Annotated in this window: 16 protein-coding genes and 1 tRNA gene; 10 read left to right on the top strand and 7 right to left on the bottom strand. The window is 72.8% G+C overall.

The genetic code is table 11. The features are described 5' to 3' along the window. Positions 1–191 precede the first annotated feature (191 nt). The 5 genes from PH191_RS27435 (at position 192) to PH191_RS27415 (ending at position 7,846) form a co-directional block, all read left to right on the top strand. Positions 192–1,781 (top strand): class I adenylate-forming enzyme family protein, encoded by a 1,590-nt coding sequence (locus PH191_RS27435; RefSeq protein ID WP_274197801.1) that lies wholly within the window; start codon positions 192–194, stop codon positions 1,779–1,781. Positions 1,782–1,859: 78 nt separating this feature from the next. Continuing rightward, entirely contained in the window at positions 1,860–2,273 is a 414-nt protein-coding gene (locus tag PH191_RS27430; RefSeq protein WP_274197800.1) for a nuclear transport factor 2 family protein, read from the top strand. A 194-nt stretch (positions 2,274–2,467) separates the two neighbouring features. Further along, positions 2,468–4,066 (top strand): acyl-CoA carboxylase subunit beta, encoded by a 1,599-nt coding sequence (locus PH191_RS27425; RefSeq protein WP_274197799.1) that lies wholly within the window; start codon positions 2,468–2,470, stop codon positions 4,064–4,066. 7 nt (positions 4,067–4,073) lie between these two features. Continuing rightward, on the top strand, positions 4,074–6,074 hold the full coding sequence (locus PH191_RS27420) for an ATP-binding protein (protein ID WP_274197798.1): 2,001 nt from the start codon (positions 4,074–4,076) through the stop codon (positions 6,072–6,074). Further along, positions 6,071–7,846, top strand: coding sequence for an acyclic terpene utilization AtuA family protein (locus tag PH191_RS27415; protein ID WP_274197797.1), 1,776 nt, complete (start codon positions 6,071–6,073; stop codon positions 7,844–7,846). The genes PH191_RS27420 and PH191_RS27415 overlap by 4 nt, the downstream gene beginning before the upstream one ends. 29 nt (positions 7,847–7,875) lie before the next feature. On the opposite strand, the gene PH191_RS27410 is transcribed toward PH191_RS27415, so the two are convergent. Then, complete coding sequence (locus tag PH191_RS27410; RefSeq protein WP_274197796.1) at positions 7,876–8,463, bottom strand: TetR/AcrR family transcriptional regulator; 588 nt, start codon at positions 8,461–8,463, stop codon at positions 7,876–7,878. A gap of 833 nt (positions 8,464–9,296) precedes the next feature. After that, positions 9,297–9,370 (bottom strand) — tRNA-Pro (locus PH191_RS27405). A gap of 224 nt (positions 9,371–9,594) precedes the next feature. On the opposite strand from PH191_RS27405, the gene PH191_RS27400 reads away from it, so the two are divergent. The 4 genes from PH191_RS27400 (at position 9,595) to PH191_RS27385 (ending at position 16,282) form a co-directional block, all read left to right on the top strand. Beyond that, positions 9,595–10,494, top strand: a complete 900-nt coding sequence (locus tag PH191_RS27400) for an AurF N-oxygenase family protein (RefSeq protein WP_274197795.1) — start codon at positions 9,595–9,597, stop codon at positions 10,492–10,494. An 18-nt stretch (positions 10,495–10,512) separates the two neighbouring features. Beyond that, positions 10,513–12,024: an FAD-dependent oxidoreductase gene (locus PH191_RS27395; RefSeq protein WP_274197794.1), complete on the top strand. Its 1,512-nt coding sequence runs from the start codon at positions 10,513–10,515 to the stop codon at positions 12,022–12,024. Positions 12,025–12,068: 44 nt separating this feature from the next. After that, positions 12,069–13,583 carry a mannitol dehydrogenase family protein gene (locus tag PH191_RS27390; RefSeq protein WP_274197793.1) on the top strand — a complete coding sequence of 505 codons (1,515 nt, stop codon included), beginning with the start codon at positions 12,069–12,071 and terminating at the stop codon, positions 13,581–13,583. A 77-nt stretch (positions 13,584–13,660) separates the two neighbouring features. Further along, positions 13,661–16,282 (top strand): helix-turn-helix transcriptional regulator, encoded by a 2,622-nt coding sequence (locus PH191_RS27385; protein ID WP_274197792.1) that lies wholly within the window; start codon positions 13,661–13,663, stop codon positions 16,280–16,282. 34 nt (positions 16,283–16,316) lie between these two features. Here the strand turns inward: PH191_RS27385 and PH191_RS27380 are convergent, their stop codons facing one another. The 4 genes from PH191_RS27380 to PH191_RS27365 form a co-directional block, all read right to left on the bottom strand. Next, positions 16,317–16,892, bottom strand: coding sequence for a TIGR03086 family metal-binding protein (locus PH191_RS27380; RefSeq protein WP_274197791.1), 576 nt, complete (start codon positions 16,890–16,892; stop codon positions 16,317–16,319). Between the two features lie 39 nt (positions 16,893–16,931). Beyond that, positions 16,932–18,335 (bottom strand): ribosome biogenesis GTPase Der, encoded by a 1,404-nt coding sequence (gene der / locus PH191_RS27375; protein WP_420791856.1) that lies wholly within the window; start codon positions 18,333–18,335, stop codon positions 16,932–16,934. 1 nt (position 18,336) lies between these two features. Continuing rightward, positions 18,337–19,092, bottom strand: a complete 756-nt coding sequence (gene cmk, locus PH191_RS27370) for a (d)CMP kinase (protein ID WP_274197790.1) — start codon at positions 19,090–19,092, stop codon at positions 18,337–18,339. 108 nt (positions 19,093–19,200) lie between these two features. Further along, entirely contained in the window at positions 19,201–19,953 is a 753-nt protein-coding gene (locus PH191_RS27365; RefSeq protein ID WP_274192393.1) for a pseudouridine synthase, read from the bottom strand. 124 nt (positions 19,954–20,077) lie between these two features. Between PH191_RS27365 and PH191_RS27360 the strand changes: the two genes are divergently transcribed. After that, positions 20,078–20,461 carry a hypothetical protein gene (locus PH191_RS27360; RefSeq protein WP_274197789.1) on the top strand — a complete coding sequence of 128 codons (384 nt, stop codon included), beginning with the start codon at positions 20,078–20,080 and terminating at the stop codon, positions 20,459–20,461. Between the two features lie 10 nt (positions 20,462–20,471). On the opposite strand, the gene PH191_RS27355 is transcribed toward PH191_RS27360, so the two are convergent. Further along, positions 20,472–21,956 carry a carboxylesterase/lipase family protein gene (locus tag PH191_RS27355; RefSeq protein WP_274197788.1) on the bottom strand — a complete coding sequence of 495 codons (1,485 nt, stop codon included), beginning with the start codon at positions 21,954–21,956 and terminating at the stop codon, positions 20,472–20,474. Between the last annotated feature and the right edge of the window lie 3 nt (positions 21,957–21,959).

Raw genomic sequence — 21,959 nt, 5'->3', positions numbered from 1 at the left:
GGACGAGGTCCGATGTTGGTCAAGCCCGCGGCGACCCGCCGTCGGCGGCCTCATCATCGCGCGTGGCGACGACGAGAAGGAACTACGGGCCCTGATGCAGAACGATCCCTTCGTCCGCGCCCGAACTCGCCGACAGGACACCGTCCTGCACAAGTGACCCTTCCGGACAGGACAACCGAGGGAACGACACCATGACCGACCCCGCCGCGCCCCGCGGCTTCGCGACCCTCACGTCGACCACGCTGCCGGAGCTGCTGTCCCACGCCGCTCGGGACGGCGAGGTTCCCTTCCTCCGTTGTCCGGAGCGGACCTGGACCTACACCGAGTTCGCGCACGCCGTCGACCGGTTCGCGAGCGGCCTGCGCGAGCTCGGGATCACCCAGGGGGATCGCGTCGCGATCGCCGCCCCCAACTCGGCGGAATGGCTGATCACCTGGTTCGCGACCGTCAAGGTCGGGGCGGTCCTGGTGACGCTGAACGTGGCCTACCGGGAGCGCGAGTTCGCCTTCATGCTCAACCAGTCCGGCTCGGTGATGCTGCTGACCAGCTCGCAGGACGGAGACTTCGACTTCGTCTCCTTCCTCGACCGTCTCCGTCCGCAGATACCCACCGTCCGACACTTCGTCTTCCTCGGCGGTGCGGGCTTCGCGGGCAGTCACCGGTGGGAGGACCTCCGTGCCCCCGGCGAAGGCCGGGCTGCCGACCCGGACACCGGACCTGTGGCCCCCGAGGACCCTGCGGTCATCCTCTACACGTCGGGGACCACCGGCGAGCCCAAGGGCGCGACGCTCACCCACGCCGGCATCATCGCGTCCGCCCGCGCACAGGCCGAGCACCTCGCCCAGACGTCCGGCGACATCGCGATCGGCCACATGCCCCTCAACCACGTCGGTGGGCTGACCTGCACGATCGCCGCCTCGATGGTGGTCCAGGGCAGCGTGGCGCTCCTGCCCCGCTACAGCCCGGCGCAGGCGCTGGACAGCATCGGGCGCCACGGCGTCACCATCTTCATCGGCGTCCCGACGATGTACGCGAAGATGATGGAACTGCCCGAGTTCGGCGGAGTGGACGTGTCGTCGGTCCGCACGTGCGTCATCGGTGGGTCGAACGTCGAGCCGGCCATGGGCCGGCGCATCATCGACGCCTTCGACGGCGCACGCCTGGCCAACCTGTACGGGCTGTCGGAGACGTCGGGCGGCTGCATCATCTCCGCCGCGGACGACGACCTGGACACCCTGGTGGAGACCCTCGGCGTCCCCATCGGGGACTTCGAGGTCCGCATCGCCGACGACGACAACCACGCCCTGCCGGCCGACGCCGACGGCGAGCTCCAGATCCGGGGCGCCTGCGTCTCCCCCGGTTACTGGGACCTGGAAGCACCGTCGACCTTCCTGCCGGGCGGCTGGCTCGCCACCGGCGACATGGCGCTGCGACGCCCTGACGGACGCGTGACGATGCGCGGCCGGAAGAAGGAGATGTACATCCGCGGCGGCTACAACGTCTACCCCGCCGAGGTCGAGAACGTCATCGCGGGCGAACCCTCGATCGCCATGTGCGCGGTCATCGGCGTGCCCGATGTGGTCAACGGCGAGGTCGGGCACGCCTACGTCGTCCCGGCAGCGGGAGCCACCGCCGATCCGGAGGCGCTGCTCGACCTCTGCCGGACGAAGCTGGCCCGGTACAAGGTCCCCGCCCGGATCCTCGTCGTCGATTCGTTGCCGCTCACCCCGTCCGGAAAGATCAAGAAGGTGGCGCTACGGGACGCGATGGTCGCCCGGTAGCCGCTCGAGCAGCCCTCGGCCGACTCCCTGACTCTCCCTGACCCGATCGTTCTCCCCCCACAATCACCAGGAGGAATCGTGTCCACGGACAAGAACAAGGAAATTGTACGGAACGCCTGCCAGTACATCAGCGACCGCAACTTCCCCGCGTTGTTCGACCTCATCGACGAGGACGGCACCTGGACACTCCCGAATCGGCCGGAGCGCTTCGAGTACGGGGGTCGCTACGACAAGCCGGGCTGGAGGAATCTCCTCGAGGGCTTCCTCAACCCGTTCGACGAGTTCCGCTTCGACGTGCATACCCTCACGGCCGAGGAGGATCGAGTCGTCGTCGAGGCGACCACCGCGGGAGTCGGGCCGGGTGAGGCCAGGTACAACAACAACTACCTGCTGATGTTCAAACTGCGCGACGGGAAGATCTGCGAAGTGACGGAGTCGCTCGACCCGTTCCAGGTCCTCGCCTATGTCGAGCAGATTCCGACCTCGTCGTAGGTCCTCGGTCGAGCTGCCGGGCTGACCGGGCGGGACGGAGGAGGACCCGGCGACCGGCCCGCGCCCACGATCACTGACCGGTACCGCCGACGGACAACGTGAGGATGTGGAGCAGTGAGTGCAGGACGCATCCCGCGTCGCCCGCGGGTCCAGCGGACGCCGAGCGGAAGCACGCGATCGGTGAGGTGGTCGACGTGGCTGTCCTGACCTCGACGCTCGAACCGGCGTCCGATCGCTTCCGGATCGACCGCAGCGCGGCGCTGGCGGCGCTGGCGGACCTCGAGGCCCTGGCCGCCCGGGTCCTCAACGCCGGTGGCGAACGAGCGGTGGCGAAGCACCGGTCTCGCGGGAGCCTGCTCGCTCGTGAACGCATCGACCTGCTGCTCGACCAGGACGCGCCGTTCCTCGAGCTGTCGATGTTCGCCGGCGCCCACGAGCCGGACGAGCAACCGGGCGGACGACTGATCACCGGGATCGGGCCGGTGTGCGGCGTCGAGTGCGTGATCATCGCGAACGAGCCCACGGTGAAGGGCGGATCGCTCAACCCGTCCTCGGTGGCGCGCCAGTTGCGCGCGCTCGACATCGCCGAGCACAACCGGCTGCCCGTGATCAGTCTGGTGCAGTCGGGCGGAGCCGATCTGCCCCGTCAGGAGGAGATCTTCGTCAACGGTGGGCGGACCTTCCGCGAGCTCACCCGGCTCTCGGCGGCGGGTATCCCCACGATCGCGCTGGTGTTCGGCAGCTCGACAGCGGGCGGCGCCTACATGCCGGGCATGAGCGAGTACACGGTGTTCGTCAAGGAGCAGGCGGCGGTCTACCTCGGTGGCCCGCCGCTGGTGAAGATGGCCACCGGCGAGGACGTCGACGACGAGTCGCTGGGTGGGGCCGAGATGCACGCCCGCGAATCCGGGCTGGCCGACTACCTGGCCGTCGACGAGCGGGACGCCCTGCGGATCGGCCGGCAGATCGTCGCCGACCTCGGGTGGCGCAAGCAGGGCCCGGGCCCGTCCCTGCCCGCGGACGAGCCGCTCTTCCCCACCGAGGAGCTCTTGTCCTGTGCCGCCTCCGAGGCGCGGCGCTCGGTCGAGGTCCGCGACGTCCTCGCCCGCGTCCTCGACGGGTCCCGGCTCGACGAGTTCAAGCCGCTCTACGGCACCCAGCTCGTCTGCGGGTGGGGCTCGCTCCACGGCTTCCCGGTCGGGGTCCTCGCGAACAACGGGATCCTGTTCTCCGAGGAGTCCCAGAAGGGCGCGCACTTCATCCAGCTCGCCAACGCGCGGAACATCCCGTTGCTCTTCGTCCAGAACATCACCGGGTTCATGGTGGGTTCCGCGGTCGAGCGCGGCGGCATCATCAAGGACGGCGCCAAGCTGATCAACGCCGTCTCCAACTCCGCCGTCCCGCACCTCACGTTGATGGTCGGCGCGTCGTACGGCGCCGGGAACTACGGGATGTCGGGGCGCGCCTTCGATCCACGGTTCGTGTTCACCTGGCCCAACCACCGCATCGCGGTCATGGGCGGTACCCAGCTCGCCGGCGTCATGTCGATCATCCGCAGAGCTGCGGCCGAGCGATCCGCGAACCCCTACGACGAGGCCACCGACGCAGCGGTCCGAGCCGAGACCGAGGCGATGATCGAGGCGCAGTCGAGCGCGTTGAACGCCACCGGGCACCTGTGGGACGACGGGGTCATCGACCCGCGCCACACCCGCGCGGTCCTCGGGCTCGCGCTCTCCGCGGTGCATTCCGGCCCGGTCGAGGGCACCACCCGATTCGCGCCCTTCCGGATGTGAGGCACTGGTGACCACGATCCGCAGCCTGCTCGTCGCGAACCGGGGCGAGATCGCTCGACGCGTCTTCCGCACGGCCGGCGCACTCGGGATCCGGACGGTCGCGGTGTTCTCCGATCCCGACGCGGACGCCCCCCACGTGCGGGACGCCGACGTGGCCGTCCCGCTCGGTGGCTCGACCAGCACCGAGACGTACCTCGATCTCGAGAAGGTGCTCGACGCCGCGCGCCGTTCCGGAGCCGACGCGATCCACCCGGGCTACGGGTTCCTCTCGGAGAACGCCGAGTTCGCCATGGCGTGCTCCGAGGCCGGCGTCCTCTTCGTCGGGCCCGCCCCCGACTCCATGACGGAGATGGGGCTCAAGGACCGGGCGAAGGAGATCGCCCGTAAGGCCGGGGTCCCGGTCCTACCCGACGCCGTCATCGAGGGCGACGACGAGACCTCGTGGCGCCAGGCCGGCGATCAGGTCGGTTACCCCCTGCTCGTCAAGGCGACCGCGGGGGGCGGAGGCAAGGGCATGCGCCGTGTGGACCGGCCGACCGACCTGGTCGACGCGATCCGGGGCGCCCGCCGCGAAGCAGGGTCGTCGTTCGGCAACACCACGGTGTTCTGCGAACGGTATCTGGCTGTCGCGCGACACATCGAGATCCAGGTGTTCGGCGACGCCCACGGCAACGCGATCCACCTCGGTGAACGCGAATGCTCCGTACAGCGACGACACCAGAAGGTCCTCGAGGAGGCGCCGTCCCCCGCCGTCGACGCGGACCTGCGCGAACGCATGGGGGCGACGGCGGTGTCGCTCGTCCGCGAGCTCGCCTACCTCGGCGCCGGCACCGTGGAGTACCTGCTCGACGACAGGACGGGGGAGTTCTACTTCCTGGAGATGAACACCCGACTCCAGGTCGAGCATCCGGTCACCGAGGAGGTCACCGGCCTCGACCTGGTCCGTCTCCAGCTCGACGTCGCGCAGGGCAAGCCCCTCGGCTTCACACAGCGGGACGTGCACCGGCGGGGGCACGCCCTCGAGGTCCGGCTCTATGCGGAGGACACCACCCGCGGCTTCCTCCCCACACCGGGGCCGCTGTACCGCTACTCGCACCCCGACCTCCCGGGCATCCGCTTCGAGGACGGCGTCGCGGCTCCGGGAGAGATCTCGGCCTACTACGACCCGATGCTCGCGAAGGTCGTCGCCCACGGGGACACCCGCACCGAGGCCGCGATGAAGCTGGCCACAGCCCTCGACGCCACGCAGGTCCACGGCACGATCACCAACCGCGAGTCCCTGGCCGCGCTGCTGCGCGACCCGGACTTCCTCGCCGGCGAGACCCACACCGACTTCCTCGACCGGCACCCCGACCTGTTGCGCCCGCCACACACGATCCCCGATGTCGTGCACCTCGCCGCCGCGGTGGCGGTCGGCGCCGCTCGGCGACGAGTGGCCGCTCCTGTCGCCATCCGTGTCGAGCCCGGCTTCCGACTGATCCCCGGCCGCCCGCTCACATCGGCCACGTGGACGGCCGCGGACGGCCACGAGATCGCGATCGGCTACTCGCTCGGCGCGGCGAGCGGCGATGCCGCGCTCACGCTCGAGGTGGACGGTGAACGCCACGAGCTCCGGTTGCGTGGCCTCGGCACCGACGAGGTCCGGGTGAGGTTCGCGGGCCTCGAGCACCACTGCACGGTCGTCGAGTACGCCGACGGGTCGGTCTGGGTGAACTCCCCCGGGACCCAGACCTCTTGGCGGCAGGAGCCGCGGCTCCCCGACCCCGACGCCGTCGCCACCGGCGGTGGTCCCGTCGCCCCGATGTCGGGGACCGTGGTGCACGTCGGGGTCGAGCCCGGTGACGTGGTGGAGGCCGGCCAGACGCTGGTCGTCCTCGAGGCGATGAAGATGGAGCATCCGGCACTGGCGGCCGGCGCGGGCGTGGTCGACGCGGTCCTCGTCGAGGTCGGACAGTACGTCGAGGCCAAGACGACCCTCGTCACGGTGGTCCCGCGGGAGGACTCATGACCACGACATCGCTGCGGGTCGCCAACTGCTCCGGCTTCTTCGGGGACCGTCTCTCGGCCGCGCGGGAGATGGTCGACGACGGCCCGATCGACGTCCTCACCGGCGACTGGCTGGCCGAGCTCACCATGGGTGTCCTGCTCAAGCAGCGCTACCGCGACCCGGAGGCCGGCTACGCGCGGACCTTCCTCACGCAGCTCGAGGACGTGCTGGCGGACTGCCTGGAGCGCGGAATCCGCATCGTGTCCAACGCCGGCGGCCTCAATCCGCGCGCCTGCGCGGCGAAGGTCGAACGGATCGCCTCGGACCTCGGGCGCACGGTGCGGATCGCGGTCGTGGACGGCGACGACGCCACAGAGGTCGTTCGTCGCGCCCGCGACGACGGTTGGACCGCTCCACACCTGGACACAGGGGAACCGTTCGACGAGCTCGCCGTCGAGGTCGACGTCGCGTCCGCCTACCTCGGATGTTGGGGTATCGCCGAAGCGCTCCAGGAGGGCGCCGAGATCGTCATCACCGGACGCGTGAGCGACGCGTCGGTCATCGCGGGTCCGGCCGCCTGGCACTTCGGGTGGGCGAGAGATGACTGGCACGCGCTCGCGGGAGCCGTCGCCGCAGGCCACGTCATCGAGTGCGGAGCCCAGGCCACCGGCGGGAACTTCTCCTTCTTCTCCGAGGTCCCGGCGCTCGAACGCCCCGGCTTCCCGCTGGCCGAGATCGCGGCCGACGGGTCCGCCGTGATCACCAAGCACCCGGGGACCGGCGGCGCCGTCACCGTGGAGACGGTCACGGCCCAGCTGCTCTACGAGATCGACGGGCCCCGCTACCTCAACCCCGATGTCATCGCACGATTCGACACGCTGACCCTCGAGCAGCAGGGACCGGACCGCGTCCGGATCTCGGGAACGCGGGGCGAGCCGGCCCCGGACGCGGTGAAGGTCGGTCTGATCACGACGCCGGGCCACCGCAACAGCGTCACGTTCGTGATCACGGGCAACGACGTACCGGCGAAGGCGGACCTCGCCCAGCGTGCCCTCTGGGCGGCCATCCCCGGCGGGGAGAAGGGCTTCGACGAGGTCGATGTCCGCCTCCTGCGCGGCGACCGCTCCGACCCCGGGGCGCCCGACGAGGCCACGGCATTGCTGACGGTCAGCGTCTCCAGCCGTGACCGTTCCTCCGTGGCGCAGCTGGCACGCGCGGCCGTCGAGACCGGGCTGAGCAGCTACCCCGGCTTCCACCTCACCGCGCCACCGTCCGGCGGGTCGGCCTACACAGTGTTCTGGCCGACCCTGCTGCCCACCGCGGACTTCCCCCAGACCGTCTCGTTCGAGGGCCGTGAATGGGCGGCGGCACCCCCGCCCACCCGGCCCGTCCCACCCGCTCCACCCACCGCTCCGCCCTCGCCGGTCCGGCCCCCGGCGGGACCCACCCTTCGCTCGTCCTTGGGGACCGTCCTCGGCTCCCGGTCGGGCGACAAGGGTGGCAACGCCACGCTCGGGGTGTGGGCGCGCGACGACCGCACCTACGACTGGCTGACCGGCTGGCTCACCGAGGACCGCTGGCGCGAGCTGCTCCCCCAGGCCGGCGGACTGGCCCTACGGCCGTGGTGGATGCCGAACCTCCGGGCCGCCGGCGTGACCGTCGTGGGTCTCCTCGGGCGGGGCGTGGGAGCGAACCTGCACCTCGACTCGCAGGGCAAGGGGCTCGGCGAGTACCTACGTGCGCGGCACGTCGAGCTTCCTGCCGCGCTCCTCGAGACACCCGGGGCCGCCTGAGGGCCGAGGCACACGCCGCATCGCTGGTGTCAACGAGCTCCCTGCACCAGACGCCCCGACTCGTCGAGCCTCATCCCGATCGCCTGGGCCCAGAGCCTGGTCAGGGTCTCGACAGCCAGCTCCTCGTCGTACGGGACGCCGTGGAAGAACCACAACAACGTGAAGTGCTCGATCATCCCGCCCAACATCGACGCCGCCATCGCGGCATCGAGGTTCGGGTCGGCGAGCCCCTGCTCCTGGAGCCGTCGGATCCCGGCCTCGTTGCGGAGGAGGAACGGCTCGCGGATGCGGAGCTTCAGTTCGCGGAACTGGGGGTCGCGGTAGGCCAGCTCCTCGATCATCGCGATCAGCTGCGCATTGCGTGCCGCCACGACGAGGTACTGGCGGTTGCTCGCCCGGATCTTGTCGACCACGTCCCCGTCGGACTTCGAGCGCGCCTGGGACGCGTTGTACATGTCCCCGGTGACGGAGGTGAACAGCTCGTCGAGCACCGACTCCTTGGAGTCGAAGTAGTGGTAGAAGACCCCGTAGGACGTGCCGGCGCGCTTCGCGATGTCCGAGATGCGCGCGTCGCGGAAACCCAGCTCCTCGAACACCTCGCGGGCAGCGTTGATCAACGCCGCCCGGGTCCGTCGACCTCGCGTCGTCGTCGGGATCGACGACGCGCCGGACAGGAACGCCCCTGCCTGACTCGACCCGGACCCACCGCGTGGGCGTCTCGGTGGGCTGGCCTCCGGTCGGGCCATGGGTTCCTCCCTCGCTCGCTACGGTGATTCTACCGCGGTGCCGTCGTCGCGACCCACGCCACCGACCTTCACGCTGACAGGTGTGTCGACCCGGGACGGGCCGAATGAGCTGGTCAGCGCCGATCGTCACGAGGTCACTCGCAGCAGCGGTGACTTGCGAGTCGACTCGCAGCCGCCACGGGCTGGCCGGCATCGACGCCGACTCCGTCGTCGCTGCCTCCCCCGGGAGTCATCGGCTGGCGGGGTTCAACCGGCGCCACCAAAGGCCTCATGCGCGCGTTATGTGCCCGGTGTCCTTCCGCGTGTCGGTCGCGCGGCAGGGAGAAAAATCCTCGTCGGCTCACGTCGCGGCAACGTCGACCGCACTCGGCGCTGTCACCTCGGCAAGGTCGGCAGGATGAACCGGGCGCACGCGGTGCGTCGCCTCCAGGCATCTCCCGGGCCTCATCACCTCGACCGAGGCCACCGGGGGGCTGGCGTCTCGCCGCTCACGTCGAAGGCATCGCAGGCACGAGTGCACGCGAGGCCACGTCGTTTCCTGTCGGCTGACTCGTGGACTCCGGGCCGTTCGACACGAGCCTCGGGACGACCTAGCGTCACTGAGGCGAGGCGGTCGGACCGCCATCGAGAGGGTCGCACCACGACCCGCTCCACAGCCGACTCGCTCAGCCGCTCGACGGAGATCCATCGAGCGCTGAGCTGCGTCGGGACGACAGGATTCGAACCTGCGACCCCTTGACCCCCAGTCAAGTGCGCTACCAAGCTGCGCCACGTCCCGAACCGCCACGCCCGTGGGCGCGACGCCGGAGACGATACCCCACGGCGCTCCCCCGGCCCGGCCCCGCCCCTGAGCTGAGGCGGTCCCCGAACGCCTCCTCCCCGCGTGATCGGCGTCCCCATGACGGCGGTCACACGTGGGCACAGCCGGACATGGTGTTACCGCTACCTTGGGTATCACTAACCGCAGGTAACAGTGACCCGCGGTACGGCTTGGAGGAGATCATGACGACCGCAGAGAAGGACCTCTCGCACCGGGCGGACGTCGCGACACGGCTGCTCGACTCGTCCGACCAGCTCTCCTACGACCCGGTGCGCGAGGTGGACTGGGACAGCCCGGTCGACCCGCTGCACCACGGGGCCAGCCCGGAGTGGAGCACGCTCTACGGCACGTCCTACTGGGACGAGATGACCGAGGAGCAGCGTGCGGCCCTGACCCGCCAGGAGGCGGCGTCGGTCGCGAGCACCGGCATCTGGTTCGAGATGATCCTGCAGCAGATGGTGATCCGGGACTTCTACGCGAAGGACCCGACGGACCCCGCGTTCCAGTGGGCGCTCACCGAGGTCGCGGACGAGTGCCGGCACTCGATCATGTTCGCGCGCGGCGCGAAGAAGCTCGGTGCGCCGGCGTACCGCCCGCCGCGGTACGTGGTCGAGGGCGGGCGCGTGTTCAAGACCCTCGCCCGGGGCGAGGCCGCCTACGCCGCGATCCTTGTGGCCGAGGAGGTCCTCGACGTCATGCAGCGCGACTGGATGCGCGACGAGCGCGTCGCCCCGTTCGCGCGGACGATCAACAACATCCACGTCGTGGAAGAGGCGCGGCACATGCGCTTCGCCCGCGAGGAGACCCGCGAGCGGCTGCAGGGCGCGGGCGCGGCCCGTCGGCAGTTCAACGCCCTCGTGGTCGCCTTCGCCGGCTTCTTCATCGTCACGAGCATGTGGAACGGCAAGGTCTACGAGAACGCGGGCCTCGACCCGAAGCGCGCGAAGCGCGAGGCCAAGCGCAACCAGAACCACCGCGCCCTGCTCCGCTCGAGCTGCGCCGGCCTCATGGAGTTCCTCGACTCCGCGGGCCTGCTCACCGCGCCGGCCAAGGCGATCTACCGCGCTGCGCACGTCCTCTAGGACACGAGGGGACCTGGCATGCCCTACGCCATCACGCAGTTGTGCTGCACCGACGCCTCGTGCGTGACGGCGTGCCCGGTGAACTGCATCCACCCGACGCCCGACGAGCCCGACTTCGGCACCACCGACATGCTCTACGTCGACCCGCGGACGTGCATCGACTGCGGGGCGTGCGCCGAGGTCTGCCCGGTCGACGCGGTCCACCCCGTCGAGTCGCTGACCGGTGCGCTCGCGGACTACCCGGCGATCAACGCCGACTACTTCGCCGGCACCGAGCCGGCCGGGCCGCCCGAGGGATCCCCGCTCTTCCACGACTGGGGCCCGGTGCGGTTCGACCGCGTGCTGCCGGCCGACTTCCCGGAGCTCGACGTCGCGGTGGTCGGCAGCGGGCCCGCCGGGATGTACACGGTGCAGGACCTGCTCCTGCACACCACGGCCCGCGTCACGCTCTACGACCGGCTCCCGGTCGCGGGCGGTCTCGTGCGGTTCGGGGTGGCGCCCGACCACCCGGACACCAAGCGCATCGGCGAGTCCTTCGCCCGCTACCACGACCACCACCGCCTGCGCCTGCGTCTCGGCACGGACGTCGGCAGCGACGTCGGGGTCGACGAGCTGGCCCGTCGCCACGACGCCGTCGTCTACGCAGTCGGCGCGCCGACCTCGAAGACCCTCGGTGTGCCGGGCGAGGAGCTGGCCGGGAACCTGCCCTCGACGACCGTGGTCGGCTGGTACAACGGCCACCCCGAGATCGGCGCCGGCGCCGTCCCGGTCGACGGGGCGGGCGCGGAGCAGGTCGCGGTGGTCGGCACCGGCAACGTCGCGCTCGACGTCGCCCGGGTGCTCACCGCCGACCCGGCGCGCCTCGCGGACAGCGCCATCGCCCCGGCCGCCCTCGAGCGGCTGCGGTCGAGCCGGGTCCGCGAGGTCGTGCTGCTCGGGCGGCGCGGGCCGGAGCACGCCGCGTACACCCGCGGCGAGCTGCTCGCGCTGCGCCACCGCGACGACCTCGAGGTCGTCGTCGACGACCACGACCCCCGGGTGGGCGAGGCGATCGACGCCGCGGCGCCCGGCGACCACGCGGCGCTGCTGCAGGGCCTGCGGCGTGTCCGCTCCGAGGACGTGCCGCCGACCGGGGGGCGTCGGCGGATCGTCCTGCGGTTCCATGCGCCGACGGAGGCGCTGCTCGGCGACGAGCACGTCGCCGGGATCCGGGTGGGCGGGCCGGACGGGCCGACCGAGCTGCGCGCGGGGCTCGTCGTGCGCGCGGTCGGCCACCGGGGACGTCCGCTCGCGGGCCTGCCGTTCGACGAGGAGACCGGCACCGTCCCGCACCACGCGGGGCGGGTGGACGGTCGCACGGGCACCTACGTGGTGGGCTGGATCAAGCGCGGACCCGGTGGCGGCATCGGCATGAACCGCCGGGACGCCGCCGAGACGGTCGCGTCGCTGATCGAGGACGGGAGGAGCGGGCTGATCGGCGTCCGTCCCCGCCGCGGCCTGCTGCGGCGGCGGGCGACCCGCCCGGTCTGACCGCAGCGCTGCGCGCACGGGTCGTCGCACGACATAGTGGCCGGGTGGCTGCAACGACGCTGACGGCGGCGACCCTGGCCGATCTGCCCGCGGATGTCCCGGGTCCGACCTACGACCGCGGCGCGGTGTCGGTCGGCATCGTGCACTTCGGGGTGGGCGGGTTCCACCGGGCGCACCAGGCGATGTACCTCGACCAGCTCATGCAGCAGGGCAAGGCCCTGGACTGGGGCATCTGCGGGGTCGGCGTCCTCGAGTCCGACAAGAGGATGGCCGAGGTCACCGAGGCGCAGGACGACCTCTACACCCTCGTGCTCAAGCACGCCGACGGCCGGCGCGAGGCGCAGGTGATCGGCTCGATCGTCGACTACCTCTACGCCCCCGAGGATCCCGACGCCGTGCTCGAGCGCATGACCGACCCGGCGACGCGGATCGTCAGCCTCACCGTCACCGAGGGCGGCTATCACAAGAGCGCGAGCACCGGGGAGTTCGACGACCGCGACCCGGCGATCCAGGCCGACATCGCGGCCGAGCCCGGCACTCCCCCGCGCACGACGTTCGGCTACATCGTCGAGGCGCTGCGCCGTCGACGCGACGACGGCACGGGGCCCTTCACCGTGATGTCCTGCGACAACATCCAGGGCAACGGACACGTGGCGCACGCGATGATCACCGCCTACGCGCGGCGGAAGGACCCCGAGCTCGCCGACTGGATCGAGGGCAACGTCCCGTTCCCCAACTCCATGGTCGACCGGATCACCCCGCGCACCACCGACTCCGACCGCGAGGAGCTCGAGGCCGCGACCGGCATCGTCGACGCCTGGCCGGTGGTCTGCGAACCGTTCACGCAGTGGGTGCTCGAGGACCGGTTCGCGGCCGGCCGCCCACCGTTCGAGGACGTCGGCGTCCAGGTCGTCGACGACGTCGAGCCCTACGAGCTCATGAAGCTGCGCCTGCTCAACGCGAGCCACCAGGCCATCGCCTACCTCGGCTACCTCGCCGGATACCGCTACGCCCACGAGGTGGCGGGCGACGAGCTCTTCGCCGGGTTCACCCGCGCCTACATGGACCGCGAGGCGACGCCGACGCTCGCGCCGGTGCCCGGTGTCGACCTCGACGACTACAAGGCCACGCTCATCGAGCGCTTCGCGAACCCGGAAATCCGCGACACGCTCGCCCGGCTGGCCGCGGAGAGCTCCGACCGCATCCCGACCTGGCTGGTGCCGGTGATCCGGATCAATCTGCAGAACAGCCAGGGGGGACAACACGGCGAGCTCGAGCGTTCGGCGCTGATCGTCGCCGCCTGGGCCCGCTACGCCGAGGGCGTCGACGAGCAGGGCGAGCCGATCGAGGTCGTCGACACCGGCCGCGCGGAGGACCGCATCGCCGCCGCCCGCCGGTACCCCGACGAGCCGCTGGCGTTCCTCGCCGACCGCGACCTCTTCGGCGACCTGATCGACGACGAGCGGTTCACGAGCGCCTACCGGGCCCACCTCGACGCCCTGCACGAGCGGGGCGCCCGGGCCACGGTCACCGAGCTGGAGGGCCGGCTCCCCCGTTGAGCTGACCCTGGCTTCACACGTTCGGGCCTGCTGCGGCAGACTTTCGGGCTCCCCCACTCCGTCCCCGGAGGACCGTGGTGCCCCGACCCGCGCGTCCCGCTCCCGGTCGAGCCTGGCCGTTCACCGGACGCGACGCGGAGCTCCGGGCGGTCGCGTCGCTCCTCGAGCGTGACGGCGTCGTCGTGGTCGCCGGCGCCGCCGGGGTGGGCAAGAGCCGGTTGGCGCGCGAGCTCGTCGCCCGTGCGGCGACGGAGGAGACGGTGGCGGTCGCGACGGCGTCCGCGTCGTCCCGCGAGGTGCCCCTGGGGGCGTTCGCCCCCTGGCTGGACGCCGACGACGAGACCGGCGCCGTCTCCGCCCTCGCCCGGGTGGGTGCGGCACTGCGCGCCGAGGGTCCGCGCATGCTGCTGCTCGTCGACGACGCGCACATGCTCGACGACGTCTCCGCCACGCTGGTCCACCAGCTCGCCGTGGAGCACGCGGTCCGGCTGGTCCTCACCGTCCGGACCGGCGAGCCGTGCCCGGAGGCGATCACCGCCGTCTGGAAGGACGGTGTCGGTGAGCGCGTCGAGATGGAGCCGCTCGCCCCCGACGAGGCCGCGGACCTACTGGGCGCCGCCCTGGGCGGCCCGCTCGACGCCCGGGCCCAGCGACGGCTGCACGACACGACGCTCGGCAACGTGCTGTGGCTGCGGCACCTCGTCGACGGCGAGCGTGCGGCACAGCGTCTCGTGGCCGTCGACGGCCACTGGGAATGGCACGGTCCCGTGGCCCTCTCCCCCGCACTCGAGCACCTGCTGGTCGAGCGCATCGGGACCCTCGACGAGGGCGAGCGCCACGTGCTCGACCTCGTCGCCCTCGGGGAGCCCGTCGGGCTGGGCCTGCTCACCGAGCTGGCGACGGCGGGCGACGTCGAGCGTGTCGCGGAACGCGAGCTCATCAGGGTGGTCACGGCGGGCGCCCGATCCGAGGTGCATCTCGCCCACCCCCTCTACGGCGAGGTGACGCGGGCGCGGCTGAGCGTCCCGCGGGCGCGCCGGCTGCGCGGGGAGATCTCCCGCGCGCTGCGCGCCACGGGGGCCCGGCGCGCCGGCGACGATCTCCGGCGCGCCGTCCTCGACCTCGACAGCGACACCCCGCCCGACGCGACGCTCCTGATGCTCGCCGCCGAACAGGCGATGAACCTGACCGACTTCGCGCTCGCCGAGCGCCTCCTGCGCGCCGCGGCGGACGGGGTCGGGGGGTTCGACGCGCACCTCGGCCTCGGCTTCCTGCTCGCCTGGATGATGCGCGCCGAGGAGGCCGAGACCGCCCTCGCCACGGCCACCGCGGCCGCGGCCACCGAGGCCGAACGGGCCCGCGCCGTGCTCGCCCGCGCCCACGTCCTGATGTTCATCCTCGACCGGGGCGACGACGCGCGCGCCCTCCTGGACCGCGAGGGCGTCGACGCCGCAGGCGCGCCGCTGCCCGAATCGCTCGCGTTCCGCGCCGCGCTGCTGGTCGGCTCCGGGGACGTCGGCCCGGGCATCGAGACGGCGACCTCGGCGCTCGACCGGCCGGGCGCGTCCCCGCAGACGTCGACCTGGGCGTGCTGGGCCGCGGCCTACGGCGAGGCCTTCGCGGGCGGGCGGAGCGACCGGGTGCGCGAGCTCGTGGCCCGGGGCATGGACGCCGCACGACGGGCGCCGGAGCTCGGGGCGATGCTGGGCAACCTCGGCTTCGCCGAGATCCTCGACGCCGGCTACTCGGGCGTCCTCGACGGGCCGTCGGCGCGCCTCGCCTGGGTGGACGACCTGCCCGGGCAGCACGGGGCGACCTGGTCGGCGCTCTACCACGGGCGGCTCGCGCTGGAGGCCGGTCGCGCCGCGACGGCCCGGCGCCTGCTCGAGAGCATCCTCCCGACCTTCCCCGGCCACGGGGGCGGCTGGACGGCCTGGTTCCACGCCATGATCGCCCAGGCGCGCGCCCAGCTCGGGGACGCCGACGGTGCCGCGGAGTCCCTCCGGCACAGCGAGCAGACCCGCCACCCCGTGCTCCGGGCCGACGAGGGCGACGCCGCCCTGGCCCACGTCTGGATCGCGGCGGCCCGCGGGTCGGCACACGAGGCCGTGGCCGCGGCCCGGCGCCTGTCGGTCACCGCGGCGTCCCGTGGCCAGCGGGCGCTCGAGCTGGTGGCCCGGCACGCCGCCGTGCGGGCCGGCGACCGCGACCAGGAGGCGCCGCTGCGGGCGCTCGCCGAGACCCTCGGCACCCCGCGCGCCCGAGCGGCCGCGGTCCACGCCGCCGGTCTCGCCGCCCAGGACCCGCACGCCCTGCTCGCCGCGGCCGACGACCTGGAGGCGTGCGGGCTCCTCCTGGCCGCGGCCGACGCGGCGGCGCACGCGGCGGGGGCTGCCCGCGACCAGGGGCAACTCGCGCTCGGCGGCGACGCCGCGGACCGGGCAGGCGCCCTGGCCGAGCGCTGCGAGGGCGCGAGCACCCCGGCGCTCGCGCTGGCGCGGGCTCCTCTCCCGGTCAGCAGCCGCGAGCGGGAGGTGGCCGTGCTGGCCGCCGAGGGCCTGTCCAACCGTCAGATCGCGGCACGCCTGCACGTCTCGGTGCGCACCGTCGAGAGCCACATCTACCGCGCGTGCACCCGCCTCGGCCTCGCCGACCGCGCCGCCCTCGCCGCCGCCGTGGTGCCGTCACGCCGCTCGTGACGACCGGGGCACCGGCAACACGGTGCCGGAGACCTCAGCCGGCCCCGGCAGCCACCGGCCGCTGCGGGTCACGGCCCGCGAGCGTGAGCACGCGATCGAGCTCGCCGGCACCCCGCGGCTCGACGACCGGGCCGTAGAGCCCCGCGCGGCCCTCCTGCGGGACGTGCTCGAAGCCGGCGACGAACTCCGCGACGATCGCGAGGTCCTCGTCGCGGACGGTGAAGTCGGCGCCGATCGACTGCGCGAGGTCCCACCCGTGGAGCACGAGCTCCTCGCTGGCCACGACACCGAGCTGCGCCCGGGGCATCGTCAGCCCGCCCGCACTGCCCTCGCCCTCCCACGCCGACGGCTCGCGCCACGCAGCGGCCAGGTCGGCGAGGCGCGCGTCGGCCACACCACGCCAGTCTGGCGGGAGCTCGGCGGGCGGCCCGCCCGCCTGCCCCGCCTCGTGCCGTGCGACGCCGATGAAGTGGGCACTGAAGGCGAGCAGGTGGCCGAGCAGGTCGCGCACCGTCCACGTCCCGCACGGGGTGGGCCGGTCGAGGTGGTCGTCGGGCACGAGAGCGACCAGACGGGCCATCTCCTGTGCGGCAGGGCCGAGATCGTGCACGTCGATCACTCCTCAGGACGTGTTGGTCCTGGAAATGTATCAGCGTCCGCGCCCGCCGCGCTTCCCCTTCTCGCGGACGCGCACGTTGATCTGCACCGGGGTGCCGGTCAGCGGGAACGTCTCGCGCAGCTTGCGCTCGAGGTAGCGCCGGTAGCCGGCCTCGAGGAAGCCCGAGGTGAACAGCACGAACGTCGGCGGCCGGTTCTGCGCCTGCGTCGCGTAGAGGATCTTCGGCTGCTTGCCGCCGCGCACGGGCGGGGGCGTCGCGGCGACGATGTCGGCGAGCCACTGGTTGAGCTGGCCGGTGGGCACGCGGCGGTCCCAGTTCTCCAGCGCGGTGCGCATGGCGGGCGCGAGCTTGCGCACCGACCGCCCCGTCTTCGCCGAGATGTTGATCCGCTCGACCCAGGGGAAGCGCACGAGTGCCCGCTCGAGCTCGCGGACCATGGCGTCGCGGCGGTCGTCGTCGACGAGATCCCACTTGTTCATGGCCAGCACGAGGGCCCGGCCGGCGTCGGCGACCTGGGAGGCCACGCGGAGATCCTGCTCGCTGATCGGCTCCGAGGCGTCGAGCAGCAGCACCGTGACCTCGGCGGCCTCGATCGCGGCCTTCGTGCGCAGCGAGGCGTAGTACTCGGTGCCCGACGCCTGGCCGACCTTGCGCCGCAGGCCTGCGGTGTCGACGAGCTTCCACATCTCGCCGTCGATCTCGACGAGCGAGTCGACCGGGTCGGTGGTCGTGCCCGCGGTCGAGTCGACCACCGAGCGCGACTCGCCGGTGAGCTGGTTGAGCAGGCTGGACTTGCCGACGTTGGGCTTGCCGACCAGCGCCACCCGTCGCGGCCCCCCCTCGAGCAGGAGGCCGTCGTCACGGGGGCTCTCGGGCATGGCCTCGAGCACCAGGTCGAGCAGGTCGCCCGACCCGCGGCCGTGCAGACCCGAGACGGGGTGCGGCTCGCCGAGCCCGAGGCGCCACAGGGCCGAGAGCTCGCCCTCGGCCCGCATGTCGTCCACCTTGGTCGCGGCCAGGATCACCGGGCGGTCCGAGCGGCGCAGCGTGCGCGCCACGGCCTCGTCGACCGCCGTCGCGCCGACCTGGCCGTCGACGACGAGCAGGATGACGTCGGCTGTGGCCATCGCCGTCTCCGCCTGCGCCGAGATGGCGGCCTGCATGCCCTTCGCGCCGGGCTCCCAGCCGCCCGTGTCGAGCAGCGTGAACCGCCGCCCGTTCCACAGGGCGTCGTAGGCCACCCGGTCGCGCGTCACGCCGGAGACGTCCTGGACGACGGCCTCGCGGCGTCCCAGGATGCGGTTCACCAGCGTCGATTTGCCCACGTTGGGGCGCCCGACCACGGCGAGCACCGGCTGGACCGGCGCTCCGTCGTCGTCGGGCAGGTCGCCCGTGCCTTCGCCGAGCAGCGAAGCGGGCAGGTCCTGCGTCACGTCATCCTCCTATGTGGCCGACTCCTGCGTCGGCGAGGCCGGTGACCAGTCCGCGGTCCTCGGCCAGTTCCTGCAGGCGTGCGAGCACGCCGTCGATGTCCAGTGTCGAGGTGTCGACCTCGACCGCGTCCTCCGCGGGGCGCAGCGGGGACGCCGTGCGGGAGGAGTCGAGCCGGTCGCGACGGGCGAGGTCGGCCTGCGTGTCCGGTGCTCCCGCCCGTCCGGCGGCGGTGTTCTCCGCGTCGCGCCGGCCCGCGCGGACCAGCTCGGAGGCGGTGAGGAAGACCTTCAGGCCCGCCTCGGGCGTCACGACGGTGCCGATGTCGCGGCCCTCGACGACGATCCCGCCGCCGTCCTCGACGACCTCGGCGACGATCCGCCGCTGCTCGTCCACCAGGTGCTCGCGGACGGCCGTGAGCGCGGAGACCGCGGACACCGCCGCGGTCACCTGCGTGCCCCGGATCTCGGCGTCCACGTCCTCACCGTCGAGGCGAACACGCGGCTCGGCGGGGTCGGTCGAGAGCTCCACCCGGGCCCCGAGCGCCACGGCGACCACGTCGTCGTTGCCCTCGGCGGCCGTCTTCGCGACGTCGAGCGGCACGTCGGAGCGCAGCACCGCGAGCGTCGCCGCGCGGTACATCGCCCCGGTGTCGAGGTAGCGCGCGTCCAGGCGCATCGCCAGCCCGCGTGCGGTGGTCGACTTGCCCGTGCCGGAGGGGCCGTCGACGGCCACCACCCCGCGCAGCATCCCGTGCATGCCGTCCCGCCTCCCGAACGTCGCCCGCACCCCGTTCGGAAGTCCATTGTGCCCTGCGCTGCAGGGCCCTGTCCGGTGCGGGTGGGGGCGGTCTCCTCCCGTCGACCGCTACAAGCCCACGGCCCGGTACAGCGCGCCCACCTCGTCGCGCCCCAGCTTGCGCAGGGTGCCCGGGCGCTGCTCGCCGAGGCGGACGTCGCCCACCGCGGTGCGCACGAGGCGCTGCACGGGCTTGTCGACGGCCTCGAGCATGCGGCGCACGATGTGCTTGCGGCCCTCGTGCAGCACGACCTCGACCATGACGCGGGCGCCGTCGCGGTCGATGACCTTGAAGCTGTCGACGGCCGCGGGGCCGTCGTCGAGCTCGACGCCGGCGCGCAGCTGGCGGCCCAGGTCCTTCGGGATCGGGGCGCGGACCTCGGCGAGGTAGGTCTTGGGCACCTCGTAGGACGGGTGCATGAGGCGGTTGGCCAGCTCGCCGTCGTTGGTCAGCAGCAGCAGGCCCTCGGTGGCCGCGTCGAGGCGCCCGACGTGGAACAGCCGCTGCCCCTCCGACTTCTCCAGGATGACGTCGCCGACGCAGCGGCGACCCTGGTCGTCCCACATCGTCGAGAGCATCCCCTCGGGCTTGTTCAGCGCGAAGTGGACGGTCTCGTGGTCGGTGACGATGCGGTCGCCGTCGACGTGGATCACGGAGCGGTCGGGGTCGACCCGCAGCCCCATCTCCTTGACGACCTTGCCGTCGACCTCGACGCGGCCCTGCCGCATCAGGATCTCCGCCTGTCGCCGCGAGGCGACACCCGCCTCGGCCAGCACCTTCTGCAGGCGGATCCCCTCACCGCCCTCACCCGACTCGCCCACACCACTCCCCTGCTCGATCAGTCCTCCAGCGTACGCAGGCCTGCTCGTCACATCTGCGGCGCGGCCTGCGACTACCTGTCGAGACCCCGGTGGGGATTCTCAGGCGCAGACCCGAGGAGGAGCCGTGCTCGGACGCAGGACCTTCACCCGTGACGAGATCGACCAGGCGCGCAAGGCCGTCGCCACCCAGCTGGCCGCGCTGCGCACGTACGACGACCCGGAGCTCGGCAACGTCGTGCTCCTCGCGCTCGACCGGCGCTTCGTGCACCGCGTGCGGCCCGTCTCGGGAAAGGACACCAACCCGGTCACCGAGCTCGAGCTGGTGGCCGGGTCGCTCGTCGAGCACGAGGGCGTGTTCACGACCAACACGGCCGTGAAGTACGTCGTCGACCGCTCGGTGCTGGGGCTGCGCGACGGCGACCGCATCGCGCCCGACGCCGACGCCGTCGAGCGCCTGGCCGACGCGTTCCTCGCCGAGCTGGAGGTGCGCTTCCTCGACGCCGGCTGAGGGAGACCCCTTAGCGCATGCCGTCCCAGACCGCCTGCTCCGGGCCGTCGGGGGCGTCGGTGGTCGTGTCCTGCGTGTCGAAGACCCGGGTGGTCGGGGTCGACGCGGTGTAGGCCGGCCAGCCGGGGTCGCCGTCGCGGGCGAAGGCCACCCACGCCGTGCGCATCCGCGCCGCGAGGGCCCGGGTCTCGTCGGTGTCGGGCACCGCGAGCGCGGCCGTGTCGACCCGTCCCACGGTGTCGAAGACGAACGGGAGCTCCATCGCGTGGCTCGCGCCGAGGCGCCCGTCGTGTCCCGGCGAGCGCCAGTCGAAGCGGTACCGCCAGGTCGAGCCGGTGTGCGCGTCGGCGAGCCGGCGGGTCGGGACGCCGAACATCCAGTCGGTCCCCACGGCGTCGGCCACCTGGGCGGGCGTCGTGCCCCGTCCCGCGGCGCGGTAGGCCGCGACGACGTCGGCCGGGTCGGGATGCAGGCGGCCGACCGCGGCGAGCAGACCGTCCTCGTCGGGCTCGGGAACCCCGAGCACGTCGAAGACCATGCGGTAGAGCGCCATCTCGTCGGCGTTGCTGCCCACCAGCAGGTCGACCTCCCCCGCGGCGCCGGCGGCGATCGCGTCGACCGGCTGCCGGTCCAGCAGCTCGCCGTCGAGCACCGGGCCGAGCGGCGCGAGGCCCATCAGCGGGTCGCGCAGGCCGTCGACGGCGAGGTCGGGCGGGTGCGCGGCGAGGCGCCCGACCGCCGCGACGAGGCCCTCGTCCGGGACCTCGACGAGGTCCGCGGGCGCGACGCCGAGGTCGGCGGCGAGCGCGGCGGTGGTCACCGCGGCCTGCTCGCAGGCGAGGACGTGCGATCCCCCGCCGCTCTGCACGATCGCGCGCCGCACGAGTCCCGGCGGCGCGGCCGCGAGGAGGGCGGCGAGGCTCAGGGCGCCCGCGGACTCGCCGAACACCGTGATCCGGTCGGCGTCGCCGCCGAACGCCGCGGCGTTGGCGTGCACCCAGGCCAGCGCGGCGATCTGGTCGTGGAGCCCGCGGTTCGCGAGCACGCCGGGGAGGTCGGCGAAGCCGGGGACCCCGAGCCGGTAGTTCACGGAGACGACCACCGCGCCCTCGCGCGCCAGGGCGGTCCCGTCGTAGATCGTCGCCCGCGAGGCGCCGCTGACGAAGGCCCCGCCGTGCAGGAAGACCAGGACCGGCAGCCGGTCGGCGGTGTCCGGGGCGCGCACGTCGGCGGTGAGGTAGTCCGAGCCCGGGATCCAGCCCGGCCCGGTCACGGGGCTCAGCGCGGGCATCCCCGGGCGGTCGGTGGGCAGCTGCGGGGCCGTCGGGCCCGCGGTGGTCGCGTCCCGCTCCCCCTCCCACACGGCGGGTTCGGGACGGGAGAAGCGGCGGGGTCCCACGGGTGCCGCGGCGTAGGGCACGCCGAGGAAGCTCGCCACCCCGTCGTCGATGCGGCCCCGGATCGCGCCGCCGGTGGTCTTGCGGAGTTCCTGCACGGA

The sequence above is a fragment of the Actinomycetospora callitridis genome (genome assembly GCF_028737265.1).
Lineage (GTDB): Bacteria > Actinomycetota > Actinomycetes > Mycobacteriales > Pseudonocardiaceae > Actinomycetospora > Actinomycetospora callitridis.
Note: the sequence above shows the minus strand (reverse complement) of the source record. Positions and strands in the feature narration are given on the sequence as shown.